This is a genomic window from Anoxybacillus sp. P3H1B, from assembly GCF_001560855.1.
GTDB classification, from domain to species: domain Bacteria; phylum Bacillota; class Bacilli; order Bacillales; family Anoxybacillaceae; genus Anoxybacteroides; species Anoxybacteroides rupiense.
This window is the reverse complement of the sequence record NZ_LPUG01000009.1, coordinates 426773-442505: the sequence shown is the minus strand read 5'-3', so window position 1 is coordinate 442505 and position 15733 is coordinate 426773. Positions and strand designations below refer to the sequence as shown.

Genomic DNA, 15733 nt, shown 5'->3' with positions numbered 1-15733 from the left:
AGAGAATGGGATTTTTTATGAGAGGATACAAAATGTTCATCAACATCATGACTCAGTGATAGAAAAAATAATGAAAACCCATGGTGTTAGGGGGAATTTATATGCAACGATCATCCATATCACTTTCTCCCGAAAGCTTTATCCCCATGTAAGTATGCAGATGACGCTCCACTTCTGACCGTGAGTTTTGGCGGACGATTGTATATAGTACGAGGAAGATAAATGAACCGATTTTATCTAGCACCACAGGTAAATCAAGAATGGTAAGGTGCTATTCCTTTTTTTGGGGTATTCAGATGGCCGATTTTTTACATACTTCATTTTGGGAAGGAACATAATATGTTCCATGGAGGGATCAGTATGAAGAAAAATGAAGTCCGCTTAACAAGCGCTGAAATTGCAAATATATGGAATACCTATATATATGATAGCATGATGGAAAGCGTTATCACGCATTTTAAGTTAACAACCGCCGATGAAGAAGTGGGCGTGCTTCTGGAAGAAGGATTGAAAGTTGTCCAAAATCATCTGCAAAGTCTAGAGGAGCTATTTAGCAAGGAAGGAATTGCTAAACCAGACGGGTTCCCGGTCGATAAGCATGTGAATCGTCAAGCGCCAAAGCTTTTTTCCGATACATTTTATTTAGAGTATCTTAACCAAATGAGCCAATTTAAAATCACTTCACATGCTACTTCCATTGTGATGGCTTCTCGGGATGATATCCATCAGCTATATAAACAATTTAGCGAAGATGCGACTCAATTAAATAAGCGTGTGCGTACCGTGATGAAAAATCAAGGTATATATATACGTCCTCCTTATATGGCTTACCCAAAACAAGTGGACTATGTTGAAAAGCAAAGCTTTCTTACTGGATGGCTTGGACGCAGACGACCGCTTTTGGCAGTTGAAGCAGCCTATTTAGTGATGAACTCCATTAACAATGAAATCGCGAAGGCTACGCTAATCGGATTTGCGCAAGTAGCGAGGGATCCTGAAATTCGCAGCTTCTTTTTAAGAGGACAAAAAGTATGCAGTGAGATCATGACCTCCATTTTTGAGGTGCTGCAGGAAGACAATATTCCAGCTTCGATGACATGGGACACAGTCGTCAATGAATCAACAGTTGCGCCATACTCAGAGCGATTAATGCTGTTTTTAGTCAATTCCTTATCAGGGCTCGGGGTTGGTATGTATGGACAGGCCATGGCGCTCTCATTGAGAAGAGATGTAGCGGCTCTCTACGCTTCTTTTATCGCGAAAGCGGGAGCCTATGCGGAGGATGGAGTGAATTTAATGATTGAGCGCGGATGGCTTGAACAACCGCCTCACTTCCTTGATCGCGAACGGCTTGTAGTGGAGTCGAAATAAAAACACTGATTTCTTGAGTGAGTGTCAGACCGTTGTTAAATGCTTTCATCCTGCGTCACTGGCCGCATTCGTCTGCTCATGAATTTCTTTTGTTCGATTTTTGTCTTTGTTCGGCTGCGTTTCTTGTCTGCCAAGCGTTTTCCACTCAGGCTGATGTGGAACACCATAAATAGAGGATGAGAATGGTTGTAGACAAATCTCATTTTTGACTTTGTCTACAACCGGACACTCACTTCTTGAGTGAGTGTTTTTTATGGATAAAATTTTCTTAAAAGGTGAAACTATAAATAGCTTTCATTATTTACCGAGAAAGAGGGGAAGACAATGAAGCTTTTGATGGCTTGCTTGGCTATCGCGATTTCATTTATAAGTTCCTCAGCTGCCTTCGCTAAAGCGCCGGCCACTCAAATGACGATTTTGTTAGAACGAATATACGTGGACGGAGAAGTGAGTGAAGAAATTAAACAAGAAACGATTACATCGATGAAGGATATATGGAAAAAGTATGAAGGCTGGCAGCTTGTCAATCTTGATGATGAACAAATTGTGTTCCAGAAAATGGTTCAAGATATTTCACCTTTGTCAAAAGCGAATGGATATTTTGGCTTAACAAAGGATGGAACTTTATCTATTTTTGAAGGCAAGCCAGGAAAATCATCACGCGTGATTCAATCGTTTTTCCAGCTCGATATAAAAAAGCTAGAAAGCCATCAACAAGAACGGCTGAAAAAAGGTATTCGCGTGATTTCGAAAGATCGTTATAAAGAGGTCATTGAAGCCTATCGGCCATTTGCCGTTACTCAGTAAAAGACTTATCCAGACGATAAGTCTTTTTGTTTTGCAAAAGAGGAATATACATTCGTTTTTTTATTATCATATGGTACAATGAGAAACAGTACGGATAAGGGAAGGGGAAAAACGTTGATTGAGTTTGTTCGCGGATACATTGAGTATGTTTGTCCAGAATATATTGTCATTGAAACGGCCGGAGTTGGCTATCAAATTTTCACGCCAAACCCATTTTCGTTTCGGCCCAGTCATGATACAATCGTGACGGTCTATACATATCAATATGTGCGCGAAGACCTCATGGCTCTTTATGGGTTTCGGACGCGCGAAGAACGAACGCTATTTGCGAAACTGCTTCAAGTTTCCGGCATTGGCCCGAAAGGAGGGCTTGCTATTTTAGCCTCAGGAGATGTACGTCAGCTCGTGCAGGCGATTGAAGAGGAAAACGAAGCCTTTTTGTGCAAATTTCCGACCATCGGCAAAAAAACAGCGCGACAAATGATTCTTGATTTAAAAGGGAAACTGCAGGGAGTCATTCTAGGAGCGACGAACGACTTATTTACAAGCTGGGAGGATGAAAAGCAGGAGAATGCCTTTGACGAGGCGCTTGAAGTGCTAAAGGCTCTCGGCTATGCAGATCGTGAAATTCAAAAGGTGGCGCCTGCTCTAAAAAAGGAACCGATGTCTACCGATCAATATGTGAAGCGAGCGCTGCAATTACTATTAAAATAGGAGGGAAGGACGATGGAAGAGCGTCTTGTTGCCAGCGATGCCTCCAGCGAGGATGTATCGCTTGAATACAGCCTCCGCCCGCAACGCTTGCAGGAATATATCGGACAAGAGAAAGTAAAAGAAAATTTACAAGTTTTTATTGAAGCGGCAAAGCTGCGTGGCGAAACGTTGGATCATGTGCTTTTATACGGACCGCCCGGACTTGGAAAAACAACGCTGGCCGCCATTATCGCAAACGAAATGGGGGGGAACTTGCGCACCACCACTGGACCGGCGGTCGAACGCCCCGGAGACCTGGCGGCGATCTTAACTTCTCTTCAACCTGGAGATGTATTATTTATCGATGAAATTCATCGCCTTCACCGCTCGATTGAAGAAGTGCTGTATCCAGCTATGGAGGATTACTGCCTAGATATCGTTATTGGCAAAGGACAAACGGCTCGTTCGGTGCGTATTGACTTGCCGCCATTCACGCTTGTGGGCGCAACGACACGAGCTGGTGCTCTTTCTGCACCGCTCCGGGATCGCTTTGGTGTGCTCAGTCGGCTGGAATATTATGAGCCGGAGCAGCTTGCGCAAATTATCAAACGAACAGCAGATATTCTGGAAGTTAGGATTGACGAGGCGGCTGCTGTTGAGATCGCGCGTTGTTCGCGCGGCACTCCGCGCATTGCCAATCGCTTGTTGCGCAGAGTCAGAGATTTTGCCCAAGTAAAAGGCAACGGAGTGATTACACATGCCTTATCAACAGAAGCGCTGGAGTTGCTGCAAGTTGACCGTTTAGGATTGGATCATATTGATCATAAATTATTAAGAGCGATGATGGAAAAATTTCGCGGAGGTCCTGTCGGTGTAGATACGCTTGCGGCCACCATTGGTGAAGAAGCGCAAACAATTGAAGATGTATATGAGCCGTATTTGCTGCAAATCGGCTTTTTGCAGCGGACTCCTCGCGGGCGCATCGTCACTCATCGCGCCTATGAGCATTTTGGAATGGAGGTGCCAAAATCATGAGCAGTCTTCCTAAAATGATCATGATGATCGGAGCCATTTTGATTGTTGTGGGGTTTCTGATGCAATTTATTAAGCTGGGCAGGCTTCCTGGCGATATTGTCATCCAAAAGGGGAATACAACATTTTACTTTCCAGTTGTGACTTCTATTATTTTAAGTGTAGTGCTTTCGCTTGTGTTTTATTTTATCGGTCGATTTCGTTAACAACAATAGAAATGGGTGAACGCGATGAAAATAGATTTATTTGATTTTCATTTACCGGAGGAATTAATTGCACAAACACCGCTTGCGAACCGAGAAGCATCGAGATTGCTTATGCTCAATAAAAATACAGGAGAAACGAAACATCATGAAACCTTTCGAGCGATTTTATCGTATTTGAATGAAGGGGATTGTCTCGTATTAAATGATACAAGAGTATTGCCGGCGCGCCTTTATGGAGAAAAATCAGATACGGGCGCAAAAATTGAAGTGCTTTTATTAAAGCAAGTGGAAGGAGACCGTTGGGAAACGCTCGTGAAGCCAGCGAAGCGCGTGAAAGAAGGAACAAGCATTTTATTTGGTGACGGCCGTTTAAAAGCAACGTGCAGACAGGAGTTGGAGCACGGAGGAAGAATACTGGAATTTGCTTATGACGGAGTATTTTATGAGGTGTTGGAATCCTTGGGGGAGATGCCGCTCCCTCCATATATTAAAGAACAGCTCGACGATCAGGAGCGGTATCAAACCGTGTATGCCCGTGAACGCGGTTCGGCAGCAGCGCCGACAGCAGGGCTTCATTTTACGGAGCAGCTGCTTGAGGATATTCGTCAAAAAGGAGTGCATCTAGCTTTTATTACCCTTCATGTCGGACTTGGTACCTTCCGTCCCGTCAATGTTGAGAATATCGAAGAACATGATATGCATGCAGAATTTTACCAGATGACAGAAGGGACAGCGCGATTGTTGAATGAGGTGAAAGAGAAGGGCGGGCGAATTATCGCAGTCGGAACCACATCAACACGTACGCTTGAAACGATCGCATCGCGCCATAATGGAACGTTTATTGCCGAGAGCGGATGGACGGATATCTTTATTTATCCAGGCTATCAGTTTCAAGCGATTGATGGAATGATTACGAATTTTCACTTGCCTAAATCAACATTAATCATGCTAGTTAGCGCCTTAGCAGGGCGTGAAAATGTTTTGCGTGCTTATAAAGAAGCGGTGGAGAAGCGTTATCGTTTCTTTAGCTTCGGTGATGCGATGCTGATTATTTAAGAAAGGAGCTATTGATTTGACCCCGATTCGTTATGAACTTATCAAAACATGCAAGCAAACAGGAGCACGTCTCGGAATCATTCATACGCCGCATGGCTCCTTTGAAACGCCGATGTTTATGCCAGTCGGCACATTAGCGACTGTCAAAACGCTATCGCCTGAGGAATTAAAAGAAATGGGTGCAGGCATTATTTTAAGCAACACCTATCATCTATGGCTTCGTCCAGGGCATGATATTGTGAAAGAAGCGGGCGGATTGCATTCGTTTATGAACTGGGATCGCGGCATTCTGACTGATTCTGGCGGCTTTCAAGTCTTCAGCCTGAGTGAATTTCGCAAAATTGAAGAGGAAGGCGTATATTTTCGCAATCATTTAAATGGAGACAAGCTGTTTCTTTCGCCGGAAAAAGCGATGGAAATCCAAAATGCGCTCGGCTCTGATATCATGATGGCGTTTGATGAATGCCCGCCGTATCCTGCGACATATGAATATATGAAAAAATCGGTTGAGCGGACAAGCCGCTGGGCGGAACGCTGTTTAAAAGCGCATGCCCGTCCAAATGAACAGGGGCTGTTTGGCATTGTTCAAGGCGGTGAATTTGAGGACTTACGCAGACAGAGCGCGCAGGATCTTGTGTCTCTCGATTTTCCGGGCTATGCGGTCGGCGGTTTGTCGGTAGGAGAACCAAAAGATGTCATGAATCGCGTGCTTGAGTTTACAACGCCGCTTTTACCAGCCAATAAACCTCGCTATTTAATGGGAGTTGGTTCGCCGGACTCGCTCATTGACGGCGCCATCCGCGGAATTGACATGTTTGATTGCGTCTTGCCGACTCGCATTGGACGAAATGGAACGGTGATGACAAGCGAAGGGCGCCTTGTCATCAAAAATGCGCAATACGCCCGTGATTTTACGCCGCTGGATCCGAACTGCGGCTGCTATACATGCCGCAACTATACGCGCGCCTATATTCGTCATCTTATCAAATGTGATGAAACGTTTGGTATTCGCTTGACTTCTTATCATAACGTTTACTTTTTGATAAAATTAATGGAGCAAGTGAGACAAGCGATACGTGAAGATCGGCTTGGCGATTTTCGCGAAGAATTTTTTGAACGCTACGGATTTAATAGACCGAATGCGAAAAACTTTTAGAAAGGGGTGAAATCTATGGCGACGCTTGTGAATCTTTTGCCGCTTCTTATCATGTTCGCGATTTTCTATTTCCTGCTGATTCGTCCGCAGCAAAAACGGCAGCGGGCTGTTCAGCAAATGCAAGCGAACTTGAAAAAAGGCGATAAAATTATTACGATCGGCGGTTTGCATGGCATCATCGATTCCATCGATGAGAATAAAGTCGTGATCCGCGCGGGAGACGGTTCTCGTCTTACATACGATCGCTCTGCTATTCGCGAGGTTGTGGCAGAGAACAACCAATAGAATAAAAAAGGCTGCTTGGCAAAAAGCAGCTTCAGGCTGTAGACAAAGTCCGTTTTGACTTTGTCTACAATCATTTTAACCGTTTCACATCAGACTCGCTTGAAATCGCTCTTCTCAAAATGAAATGGGTGGGGAAGGCTGTATATTAATCTGCGTGTCGATTGGATGACGACAAATTGACTCCCATGACTCCCCCAAGCATGGCCGCTAATAAAAAGCCGAGATGATAAATCCATTGCTTTGTTGAAAATGTTTGCTCAAGTCCTAAAAACTGAAAGAAAAAGACGAGGAGTGTAAACACTAAGCTGGTGGTTCCACCGATAAGCCATCCGCGTTCCTTGCCTTTGCCTCCTGCGACAAATCCACCGATAAATACGGATAGAACAGATGCAGCAAAAATAACCCATGTTAATGAGGATTCTTGGATATCGGTCCATTTCAAAAGAAGTGATAATAAAAAGCTAATGATCAACGCTAGTAAAAAAATGGTTAGAACTCCGTAGACAACACCTTTGCCAAACCTAGCCATCTCGTTCATTCCCTCCGTTTAAGCCATCTTTAGCAAGAGTATATTCAGGCCCGGACATGTTTAGAATCAAATGAAGTTAGTTTTTACGAAAAAAGCCGCGAACAAATGGGATGCGTACTAACTCTTCTCGTTTAACCAGCTTGAAAATGACTAAAAGAATGACGTATACCACTGTTGTAATGATAATGGCGGCGATGGTCCTCATACTTATTGGAAGTGAAGTCAGAGAATGATAAAAAGCAAGATGTCCAACAAAACCTGCTGCAAGCATGACGAAAAATGTGTGAATATATTCGAATATGTAAATGGAATAAGAAATGACCTTCATGATTGTTGCGAAATGGAGAAGCGTAACAAGCACCGTACCAATCGCGATAGACAGAGCTGCTCCCATAATCCCTAAATTTGGCTGAGTGGCTAGCGCAAAAATACAAGCCGTTTTTACAACAGAGCCGATTAAGCTATTCATCATAGCCGCTTTCGCTAAATCCAGCCCCTGTAAAACTGCCTGAAGAGGCCCTTGGCAGTAATAAAAAAGGAAAAATGGTGCCATTACTTTAATAAAAATGGCAGAATGGCTTGTGCCATACATCAGCTGCATAATGGGATCGGCAAATACATACAGGACCACAACGGCCAGGCCTCCTGTAATCATGGATAATCGCATGGCTTGCTGAACGCGCCGCTCGATGAGAAACATTTGCTGCTGTGCCGCCGCTTCGCTAATAGCTGGAACGAGAGAGGTTGATAGTGAGTAGGTAATAAACGATGGCAGCATGAGCAGAGGTAAAGCATATCCTGTTAATTCCCCATATTGCCTGGTCGCTAATGAGGCAGCAACTCCTGCAAGCGCTAAGCTGTGGGCTACCACAATCGGTTCAAAAAACCAGGCGATTGAGCCAATGAGACGGCTTCCTGTTGTTGGCAAAGCGATGCGCATTAAGCTCATAAAGGTTTCTTTTCCGGCTTTAGCATAATGGAAAAATTGCGGACGAATGTTGATTCTTTTTTTGCGTTTGAACATGTAAAACAAATAGATGAGCGACCCTAATTCGCCGATCACGGATGAAAGCATCGCTCCCGCCGCAGCATATTCGATTCCATATGGTAAGAAGATGCTCGTGCAAAAGGCAATTAAACTAATACGAATGATTTGTTCAAGCAACTGTGAATAGGCATATGGCTTCATTTGCTGTTTTCCTTGAAAATAACCGCGCAAAACGGAAGAAACAGCAACAATGGGAACAACAGGTGAAATCGCTAACAGCGGATAATAGGTGCGAGCATCTGTAAATAAGGTTGTCGATAAAAGCGGCGCAAGCAATACCATTGCCGGAAAAAAGATGGCGCTTAGCACACCTGTAGTGGCTAAAGAAACGACGAGAATTTTTTTTACTCTTCGCTGATCTCCTACTGCTTCCGCCTCCGCTACTAGCTTAGAAATAGCGACAGGCAAGCCCATTTGCGTAAGCGTTATGGCTAAGGCAAGCGTAGGCACGGCCATCATATATAAACCGACCCCTTCTTCACCAATGGCTCGGGCGATAACAATGCGATTGATAAATCCGAGCACTCGTGTGATAAGGCCGGCAACGATTAGAATAAGTGTGCCTTTCAAAAATTTAGACATCCTGTATTTCCCTCCCTTCTCAAATAAGACGATCTTTTATACAATTAACTATATGCAAGAGATGTGAACAAGCATGACAAGTATTGTGGGACAAAACGGGGAGCGATGGTCATGGCAAATGAAAAAGAAAAAATGGAAGAACTGCGTGAACAATTGATGCCGGCGGTGCAAAGCAAGTATGAAGAGTTTCGCTTGCTTGGCTACGATCACGTAACGATAGAACAAATTTGGGAGTGTTTAGTGAGAAAAAAGTGGAAAAAATATGATGACGAAAGAAGGCTATATGAGCGTGTAAATGATATTTTATCGCTTTCAATTGGAGAATATATGGCTTTCTTGACAGCTGAATCATATCGTGAGCAGCGGGCCACTAAAGGTGATGATCTCGAAGAGCTACTAAATGAATTATTATAGCTATGTAGAAAATTGACAGCATTTGCGAACTGATTCATAATTAGGAATGTTGAAGCATTTCGAGAGGCTATAGCGAGGTTTTCTGATGACATAAGGAGGATTTTTTATGGTAAAAAGAAGTCGCATTCTGGCGTTTTTCTTAGTGCTGATTATTTTAGCAGGCACGCTAGGAACAACGACGAAAGGGATTATACATAATATCAAGCTCGGGCTTGATTTGCAAGGCGGTTTTGAAGTTTTATATGAGGTAAAGCCGGCGAAAAAAGGGGATAAAATTGACAAAACGACACTGACAAGCACCGTCAGTGCACTGAACAAGCGAATTAATGTACTGGGAGTCAGTGAACCAAATATTCAAGTAGAAGGAAAAAACCGGATTCGCGTCCAGCTTGCCGGTGTGAAAGATCAAAATCAGGCGCGGCAAATTTTATCGACCCAAGCGAAGCTGACCTTTCGCGATGTGCATGACAACGTCTTAATGGATGGAAGCGACCTGGCTGAAGGAGGAGCCAAGCTTTCGTTCGATGAGCATGGCAAGCCGAGTGTCGCCATTAAACTCAAAGATGCCGACAAGTTTAAGCAGGTGACGGAAAAAGTCTATAAAATGGGCGCGCCAAACAATTTATTAGTTATTTGGCTTGATTTTAAGGATGGCGTTGATTCCTATGCGAAAGAGGCGGGAAAAGCAAAGCCGAAGTATATTTCAGCAGCGGCGGTAAACCAAGTATTCGATCAAACGGATGTATCGATTGTTGGAAATTTCACGGTGGATGAAGCAAGACAGCTGGCTGACTTATTAAATGCTGGCGCGTTGCCGGTTGAGCTGAAAGAAGTTTATTCCACATCGATCGGTGCACAATTTGGAGAAAACGCCCTTCAGAAAACTATTCTTGCCGGTATTATTGGCGTGGCGCTAATTTTCCTCTTTATGATCGCGTTTTATCGCTTGCCTGGTGTGATTGCGGTCATTACGTTATCCGCTTATATTTATTTAATTTTGCTGATTTTCGATTGGATGAATGGCGTTCTGACATTGCCGGGGATAGCGGCGCTTATTTTGGGTGTCGGGATGGCCGTCGATGCCAATATTATCACATATGAGCGGATTAAAGAGGAAATCAAACTTGGAAAATCGATTATGTCCGCGTTTCGCACAGGAAATAAAGGATCGTTTGCGACAATCTTAGATGCGAATATTACAACCATTATTGCCGGTGTTGTGCTGTTTGTGTATGGAACAAGCTCTGTCAAAGGGTTTGCGACCATGCTGATTATCAGTATTTTAGTCAGCTTTATCACGGCTGTTTACGGCACGCGTCTGCTCCTTGGTTTGCTTGTGAATAGTCGCGTTTTACAAAATAAGCCAGGATATTTTGGCGTGAAAAAATCGGAAATTCTCGATATTGCTCAAACGAACGAGCATACAGAGGTGCCGACAAAGTTTGATTGTTGGGATTTCGTCAAACATAGCAAAAAATTCTTTATCTTTTCCGGCGCGTTAACGGTTGTTGGGATTGTTGCGCTGTTGACGATGAAATTAAATCTTGGCATTGATTTTGCGAGCGGCACACGCGTGGAAATCATGAGCGATTCTAAATTAAACGTGCAGCAATTGGAGGATCAGTTCCAGAAATTAAACTTACAGCCAAAAGATATCGTTTTATCTGGAAAGAATGAAGAAGTTGGCGTTGCGCGCTTTATCGGCGTTTTAAACAAACATGAAATTTCTGAGCTCAAGCAGTATTTTAAGGAGCAATATGGATCGGAACCGAACGTCAGCACCGTATCGCCGACTGTAGGAAAAGAATTGGCGCGCAACGCGTTGATCGCTGTGCTGATTTCATCGCTTGGTATCATCATTTATGTGACGATCCGCTTTGAGATGTATATGGCGCTTGCGGCTATTGTCTCACTTTTACATGACGCTTTTATTATTGTGATGTTTTTCAGTTTCACGCAGCTAGAGGTCGATTTAACATTTATTGCCGCCGTTTTGACGATCATCGGCTACTCGATTAATGACACGATTGTGACATTTGACCGGATTCGCGACTTGATGAAAAAACGGAAAGTCAAAACGATTGAGGATTTGCAGCATGTAGTGAATCGAGCATTGCAACAGACGCTGACCCGTTCCATTAACACCGTTCTGACCGTGATTTTTACGGTTGTCGCATTATTGATGTTTGGAAGCGAGGCGATTCGCAACTTTAATCTAGCCTTGCTAGTTGGACTTGTTTCCGGCGTATATTCTTCTCTGTTTATTGCCGCACAGCTATGGGTGGTATGGAAAGGAAAGCAATTGAAAAAAGGAAAAACGAAAAAGCCGGATCATCAGGATGCAGAACCACAAGTATAACGGTATAAGAATAGAGTGGCGACCAAAAGCGCCGCTCTATTTTTTTGAAGAAGCGAAAAAATGGATAAACTAAAACGGCGTGATGTCTTGATGAAAGGAAGAGAATCGTGGAGAAAGAAGAACGCTTCAAACAGGCCGAGTTTGCCGCGATTATTGGGATTTTAGGAAATATTGTATTAGCCGCAGTGAAAGGTGCTGCCGGCATCATGGGAAACAGCAAGGCATTGCTAGCAGATGCTGTTCATTCTGCTTCTGATGTTGCTGGATCGCTTGCCGTTTGGGTTGGATTGCGCGCAGCCAAGCGTCCGCCCGATGAAGATCACCCGTATGGTCATGGCAAGGCAGAATCCATCGCTGCTATTATTGTAGCGGTATTGTTATTTATTGTTGGCGCCGAAATGGGGCGTTCATCGCTACAAGCCTTTTTTCAGCCGCTGCATCCGCCGAAATGGTTGGCCATTTACGTAGTTGTCCTTTCCATTGTGGTGAAAGAAGCCATGTTTCGCTACAAATATCGCTTAGGAAAAAAATTAAACAGTCAGGCGATTATCGTCAATGCATATGAGCACCGTTCCGATGTTTTTTCTTCCATTGCTGCGCTCATTGGCATTGGAGCGGCGATGGCAGGCCACTCATTGGGGATAAACAAGCTCGTCTACGCAGATCCTATCGCTGGATTATTTGTTTCTTTTCTCGTGTTAAAAATGGCCTGGGAGCTTGGCAAACAGTCGATTCACACTACATTAGACCATGTGCTTCACAAAGAAGATACCGTTCATCTTCGCCAAGCGGTACTCCAGTTTCCTGAAGTCAAGCAAATTCATGAATTGCATGCGCGCGAGCATGGCCATTACGTCATTATTGACCTGAAAATTGCCGTTGATCCCTTGCTTACTGTAGAAGAGGGGCATCGGATCGGCAAAGCCGTGAAAGAAAGATTGCTTCGCATGCCAAATATAGAAAATGTCATGGTGCATATTAATCCTTACCATCCCGAAAAATAGACGGCCCAGACTGTGAATAAATGTTTTCATCGCGCGCTGTTTGCCTCGTTCATCCCCTTATAAAACGGCTTGGCTGTATTCCTTATCCGCCAAGTACGGTTTGGGGAAGAAAAAATCGAAAGGGATGGATGGCAAAGCTCAAATGGACTTTCGCTATAATCTGACTAATATCACATTGCCCCTATTCTTCTCCTTTTGTATAATAGGAGAAGTTGAGGTGGGAGACATGTTAACGGCAAAAACTCGATGGGATGTGAAGCGTCCCGATAAAAATAAAGTGGATCAGTTAATGAAGGAGCTGGATATTTCTCCACTTGTGGCTTCGCTGCTTGTGAACCGTGGAATTGATACTGCACGAGCGGCGGCCGCCTTTTTATATCCAGAAAAACAACCGTTTCACGATCCTTTTTTGCTAGATGATATGCATCGAGCTATAGAAAGGATTCAGCAGGCGGTGCGAAATGAGGAGCATATTCTTGTATTCGGAGATTATGATGCTGACGGTGTAAGCAGCACAACCGTCATGATGAGTGCATTGTCTCAAATAGGCGCGAAAGCGGATTTTTACATACCCAATCGCTTTACTGAAGGATATGGACCAAATAAAAATGCTTTTTGTCTTGCCAAAGAAAAAGGCGTGTCTTTAATCATCACAGTGGACAATGGAATTGCTGCAGTCGAAGAAGTGGCGCTGGCAAATGAGCTAGGCATGGACGTTATTATTACCGATCATCATGAGCCGGGACCTACACTTCCTGAAGCATTGGCGATTATTCACCCGAAAAAGCCGGGCAGCACATACCCGTTTCGTGATTTAGCTGGGGTAGGCGTGGCTTTTAAGCTGGCGCATGCATTGCTTGGAGAAGTGCCAGAGCATTTGCTTGATATCGTGGCGATTGGAACCATTGCTGACCTTGTGCCGCTTACAGGTGAAAATCGTCTGCTTGCCGCAAAAGGAATCGAGCAATTGCGAGATACAAAGCGCATCGGGTTGCGTGCTCTATTGAAGCAATGCGGTACCAACTTGAGCCAAGTGAATGAGGAAACAGTCGGGTTTGCCATCGCTCCGCGAATTAATGCGGTCGGAAGACTTGGAGACGCCGCCCCTGCTGTTCGGCTGCTCATGACGGAGGATGAAGCAGAAGCGCACGAACTAGCGAAAAAAACGGAGATGCTGAATCGGGAGCGGCAAAAGCTAGTAAATGAAATGACGGAAGAAGCCGTTGTGATCATACAGGAGCAATTTCCTCCTGAGAAACAGCATGTGCTTGTTGTAGCAAAAGAAGGCTGGAATGTTGGAGTTATCGGGATCGTAGCCTCTCGGCTTGTCGAACAATTTTACCGGCCGACCATTGTTCTAAGTATCGATCCGGAAAAAGGGATTGCGAAAGGATCGGCGCGCAGCATTCAAGGATTTGATCTATTTGCCCATTTGTCAAAATGCCGCGATATTTTGCCCCATTTTGGCGGACATCCGATGGCGGCTGGAATGACCCTTTCACTTGAAGATGTCGATGAATTGCGGGAACGCCTTAATGCGTTTGCGAAGGAAGCATTGACCGAGGAAGATTTTATCCCGATCACTTCCATTGATGCAGCCTGCTCGATTGATGACATTACCTTAGGGGCATTAGAACAAATCGAAAAACTCTCCCCATTTGGGACAGAGAACCCGCGCCCTCTTATTTTAATTGAAGACGCATCCGTGCAAAGCATGCGGCGTATCGGCGCTGACCAATCACATATAAAAATCGTGTTTGAACAGGATGGGGCAACACTGGAATGTGTCGGATTTGGCTATGGATATTTGCATGATGAAATTGCTCCTAATGCAAAGGTTTCCATTGTTGGATCATTATCGGTAAATGAATGGAACCATCTTCGCAAACCGCAGCTGATGATTTGTGATGCCGCTGTGCGAGAATGGCAGCTGTTTGATATAAGAGGAATCCAGCATGTGCACTCTCTTTTTTCGCTGCTTCCCGCTGATCGGCGCCGGTTTATCGCATTTGGTCAAGAGACAATAGGAGCGCTTCGTCTGCAGTCTTATCGTGAAGAAATAGATGTCATTGAAGCGATAGAGGAAGCGAAGCGTCTTTCTTTGGATGGGAGCTATGTCGTTTTGCTTGACCTGCCGCCAACTTTAGAAATGATAAAAGTTTTATTAAGTTATAGTTTACCTGCGCGCATTTATGCGTTATTCTATCAAAGGGAGACTCATTTTTTCAGCACATTGCCGACGCGCGACCATTTTAAGTGGTTTTATGCGTTTTTGATGAAGCGAGGTACATTCCATCTCGAAAAATACGGCGATGAGCTGGCGCGCTCGCGCGGTTGGACGAAGGAAACGATTCGTTTTATGGTGCAAGTATTTTTAGAATTGCAGTTTGTGACGGTGGACAATGGGATCGTTTCGCTTGTTCCAAATCCCAAAAAGCGCGATTTAGCCGAATCTCCTACGTATCGTTTAAAACAGGCTCAGCTTGAGCTGGAAAATATGCTTTTATATTCATCGTATGAACAACTTAAGCGCACCTTTTCCGAAATAAAAGCGTTGCGGACATATGAGGAGGCAAAAATGTAATGGACTTAAAACAATATGTAACGATTGTACCGGATTTCCCGAAGCCAGGGATTATGTTTAAAGACATTACAACCATCATGGATAAAGGCGAAGTGTATAAATATGCGACAGATCAAATTGTGCAATATGCGCGGGAAAAAGAAATAGATCTTGTCGTTGGTCCAGAAGCGCGCGGCTTTATTATCGGCTGCCCTGTCGCTTATGCGCTCGGGGTTGGGTTTGCGCCCGTAAGGAAGGAAGGGAAGCTGCCGCGTGAGGTCGTTCGTGTCGAATACGGTTTAGAGTACGGAAAAGATGTATTGACTATGCATAAAGATGCCATTAAACCGGGACAGCGCGTGTTGATTACAGACGACCTATTAGCCACTGGTGGAACGATTGAAGCAACGATCAAACTGGTAGAGCAGCTTGGCGGTGTGGTCGCCGGCATTGCATTCTTAATTGAGCTTACGTATTTAGAAGGGCGCAACAAATTAGATGGTTATGATATTTTAACATTAATGCAATTCTAACCATCGACATTTTTCTTTTATTTCGCTAAAATGGTAAGAAGAGATGTTTGCAAGGGGGCACTCTAACGGGTGCTCTTTCTTATTAGTTTCTTTAC

At 44.2% G+C, this 15733-nt stretch carries 15 protein-coding genes; 13 read left to right on the top strand and 2 right to left on the bottom strand.

The features are described from left to right. The first annotated feature begins 360 nt into the window (after window positions 1–360). The 8 genes from AT864_RS02515 (at window position 361) to yajC (ending at window position 6606) form a co-directional block, all read left to right on the top strand. Window positions 361–1371, top strand: a complete 1011-nt coding sequence (locus AT864_RS02515; RefSeq protein WP_066146110.1) for a DUF3231 family protein — start codon at window positions 361–363, stop codon at window positions 1369–1371. Window positions 1372–1695: 324 nt separating this feature from the next. Next, window positions 1696–2178: an intercompartmental signaling factor BofC gene (locus tag AT864_RS02510; RefSeq protein WP_044744661.1), complete on the top strand. Its 483-nt coding sequence runs from the start codon at window positions 1696–1698 to the stop codon at window positions 2176–2178. 114 nt (window positions 2179–2292) lie between these two features. Then, window positions 2293–2892 (top strand): Holliday junction branch migration protein RuvA, encoded by a 600-nt coding sequence (gene ruvA / locus AT864_RS02505; protein WP_044744660.1) that lies wholly within the window; start codon window positions 2293–2295, stop codon window positions 2890–2892. A 12-nt stretch (window positions 2893–2904) separates the two neighbouring features. Next, window positions 2905–3906 (top strand): Holliday junction branch migration DNA helicase RuvB, encoded by a 1002-nt coding sequence (gene ruvB / locus AT864_RS02500; RefSeq protein WP_044744659.1) that lies wholly within the window; start codon window positions 2905–2907, stop codon window positions 3904–3906. Then, the gene (locus tag AT864_RS02495; protein WP_044744658.1) at window positions 3903–4109 is read left to right on the top strand and encodes a DUF2905 domain-containing protein; all 207 of its coding nucleotides are present in this window, start codon (window positions 3903–3905) and stop codon (window positions 4107–4109) included. Before ruvB ends, AT864_RS02495 begins: the two co-directional genes overlap by 4 nt. A 24-nt stretch (window positions 4110–4133) precedes the next feature. Beyond that, the gene (gene queA / locus AT864_RS02490) at window positions 4134–5165 is read left to right on the top strand and encodes a tRNA preQ1(34) S-adenosylmethionine ribosyltransferase-isomerase QueA (protein ID WP_044744657.1); all 1032 of its coding nucleotides are present in this window, start codon (window positions 4134–4136) and stop codon (window positions 5163–5165) included. A 16-nt stretch (window positions 5166–5181) separates the two neighbouring features. Beyond that, on the top strand, window positions 5182–6321 hold the full coding sequence (gene tgt / locus AT864_RS02485; RefSeq protein WP_066146107.1) for a tRNA guanosine(34) transglycosylase Tgt: 1140 nt from the start codon (window positions 5182–5184) through the stop codon (window positions 6319–6321). Window positions 6322–6336: 15 nt separating this feature from the next. Then, entirely contained in the window at window positions 6337–6606 is a 270-nt protein-coding gene (gene yajC, locus AT864_RS02480) for a preprotein translocase subunit YajC (RefSeq protein ID WP_044744655.1), read from the top strand. Window positions 6607–6751: 145 nt separating this feature from the next. Here the strand turns inward: yajC and AT864_RS02475 are convergent, their stop codons facing one another. Together AT864_RS02475 and spoVB are read right to left on the bottom strand one after the other, a co-directional pair. Continuing rightward, the gene (locus AT864_RS02475; protein ID WP_044744654.1) at window positions 6752–7135 is read right to left on the bottom strand and encodes a TIGR04086 family membrane protein; all 384 of its coding nucleotides are present in this window, start codon (window positions 7133–7135) and stop codon (window positions 6752–6754) included. A 76-nt stretch (window positions 7136–7211) separates the two neighbouring features. Continuing rightward, window positions 7212–8765 (bottom strand): stage V sporulation protein B, encoded by a 1554-nt coding sequence (spoVB, locus tag AT864_RS02470; RefSeq protein ID WP_044744653.1) that lies wholly within the window; start codon window positions 8763–8765, stop codon window positions 7212–7214. Window positions 8766–8876: 111 nt separating this feature from the next. Here spoVB and AT864_RS02465 point away from each other — a divergent pair, with 111 nt between their 5' ends. The 5 genes from AT864_RS02465 (at window position 8877) to AT864_RS02445 (ending at window position 15638) form a co-directional block, all read left to right on the top strand. Beyond that, window positions 8877–9179, top strand: coding sequence for a post-transcriptional regulator (locus AT864_RS02465; protein ID WP_052660996.1), 303 nt, complete (start codon window positions 8877–8879; stop codon window positions 9177–9179). Between the two features lie 106 nt (window positions 9180–9285). After that, a complete protein-coding gene (secDF, locus tag AT864_RS02460) occupies window positions 9286–11538 on the top strand; it encodes a protein translocase subunit SecDF (RefSeq protein ID WP_066146103.1) in 2253 nt (750 codons plus the stop codon). 107 nt (window positions 11539–11645) lie between these two features. After that, window positions 11646–12542 (top strand): cation diffusion facilitator family transporter, encoded by an 897-nt coding sequence (locus AT864_RS02455; protein ID WP_066146100.1) that lies wholly within the window; start codon window positions 11646–11648, stop codon window positions 12540–12542. A gap of 226 nt (window positions 12543–12768) precedes the next feature. Then, window positions 12769–15126, top strand: a complete 2358-nt coding sequence (gene recJ / locus AT864_RS02450) for a single-stranded-DNA-specific exonuclease RecJ (protein WP_066146561.1) — start codon at window positions 12769–12771, stop codon at window positions 15124–15126. After that, entirely contained in the window at window positions 15126–15638 is a 513-nt protein-coding gene (locus tag AT864_RS02445; RefSeq protein WP_044744650.1) for an adenine phosphoribosyltransferase, read from the top strand. Before recJ ends, AT864_RS02445 begins: the two co-directional genes overlap by 1 nt. Window positions 15639–15733: the final 95 nt, after the last annotated feature.

What these genes read in the sequence shown, in the direction of transcription:
- AT864_RS02515 (WP_066146110.1), top strand. Translation starts at nt 361, where the DNA reads ATGAAGAAAAATGAAGTCCGCTTAACAAGCGCTGAAATTGCAAATATA.
- AT864_RS02510 (WP_044744661.1), top strand. Translation starts at nt 1,696, where the DNA reads ATGAAGCTTTTGATGGCTTGCTTGGCTATCGCGATTTCATTTATAAGT.
- ruvB (WP_044744659.1), top strand. Translation starts at nt 2,905, where the DNA reads ATGGAAGAGCGTCTTGTTGCCAGCGATGCCTCCAGCGAGGATGTATCG.
- AT864_RS02495 (WP_044744658.1), top strand. Translation starts at nt 3,903, where the DNA reads ATGAGCAGTCTTCCTAAAATGATCATGATGATCGGAGCCATTTTGATT.
- queA (WP_044744657.1), top strand. Translation starts at nt 4,134, where the DNA reads ATGAAAATAGATTTATTTGATTTTCATTTACCGGAGGAATTAATTGCA.
- yajC (WP_044744655.1), top strand. Translation starts at nt 6,337, where the DNA reads ATGGCGACGCTTGTGAATCTTTTGCCGCTTCTTATCATGTTCGCGATT.
- AT864_RS02475 (WP_044744654.1), bottom strand. Translation starts at nt 7,135, where the DNA reads ATGGCTAGGTTTGGCAAAGGTGTTGTCTACGGAGTTCTAACCATTTTT.
- spoVB (WP_044744653.1), bottom strand. Translation starts at nt 8,765, where the DNA reads ATGTCTAAATTTTTGAAAGGCACACTTATTCTAATCGTTGCCGGCCTT.
- AT864_RS02465 (WP_052660996.1), top strand. Translation starts at nt 8,877, where the DNA reads ATGGCAAATGAAAAAGAAAAAATGGAAGAACTGCGTGAACAATTGATG.
- secDF (WP_066146103.1), top strand. Translation starts at nt 9,286, where the DNA reads ATGGTAAAAAGAAGTCGCATTCTGGCGTTTTTCTTAGTGCTGATTATT.
- recJ (WP_066146561.1), top strand. Translation starts at nt 12,769, where the DNA reads ATGTTAACGGCAAAAACTCGATGGGATGTGAAGCGTCCCGATAAAAAT.
- AT864_RS02445 (WP_044744650.1), top strand. Translation starts at nt 15,126, where the DNA reads ATGGACTTAAAACAATATGTAACGATTGTACCGGATTTCCCGAAGCCA.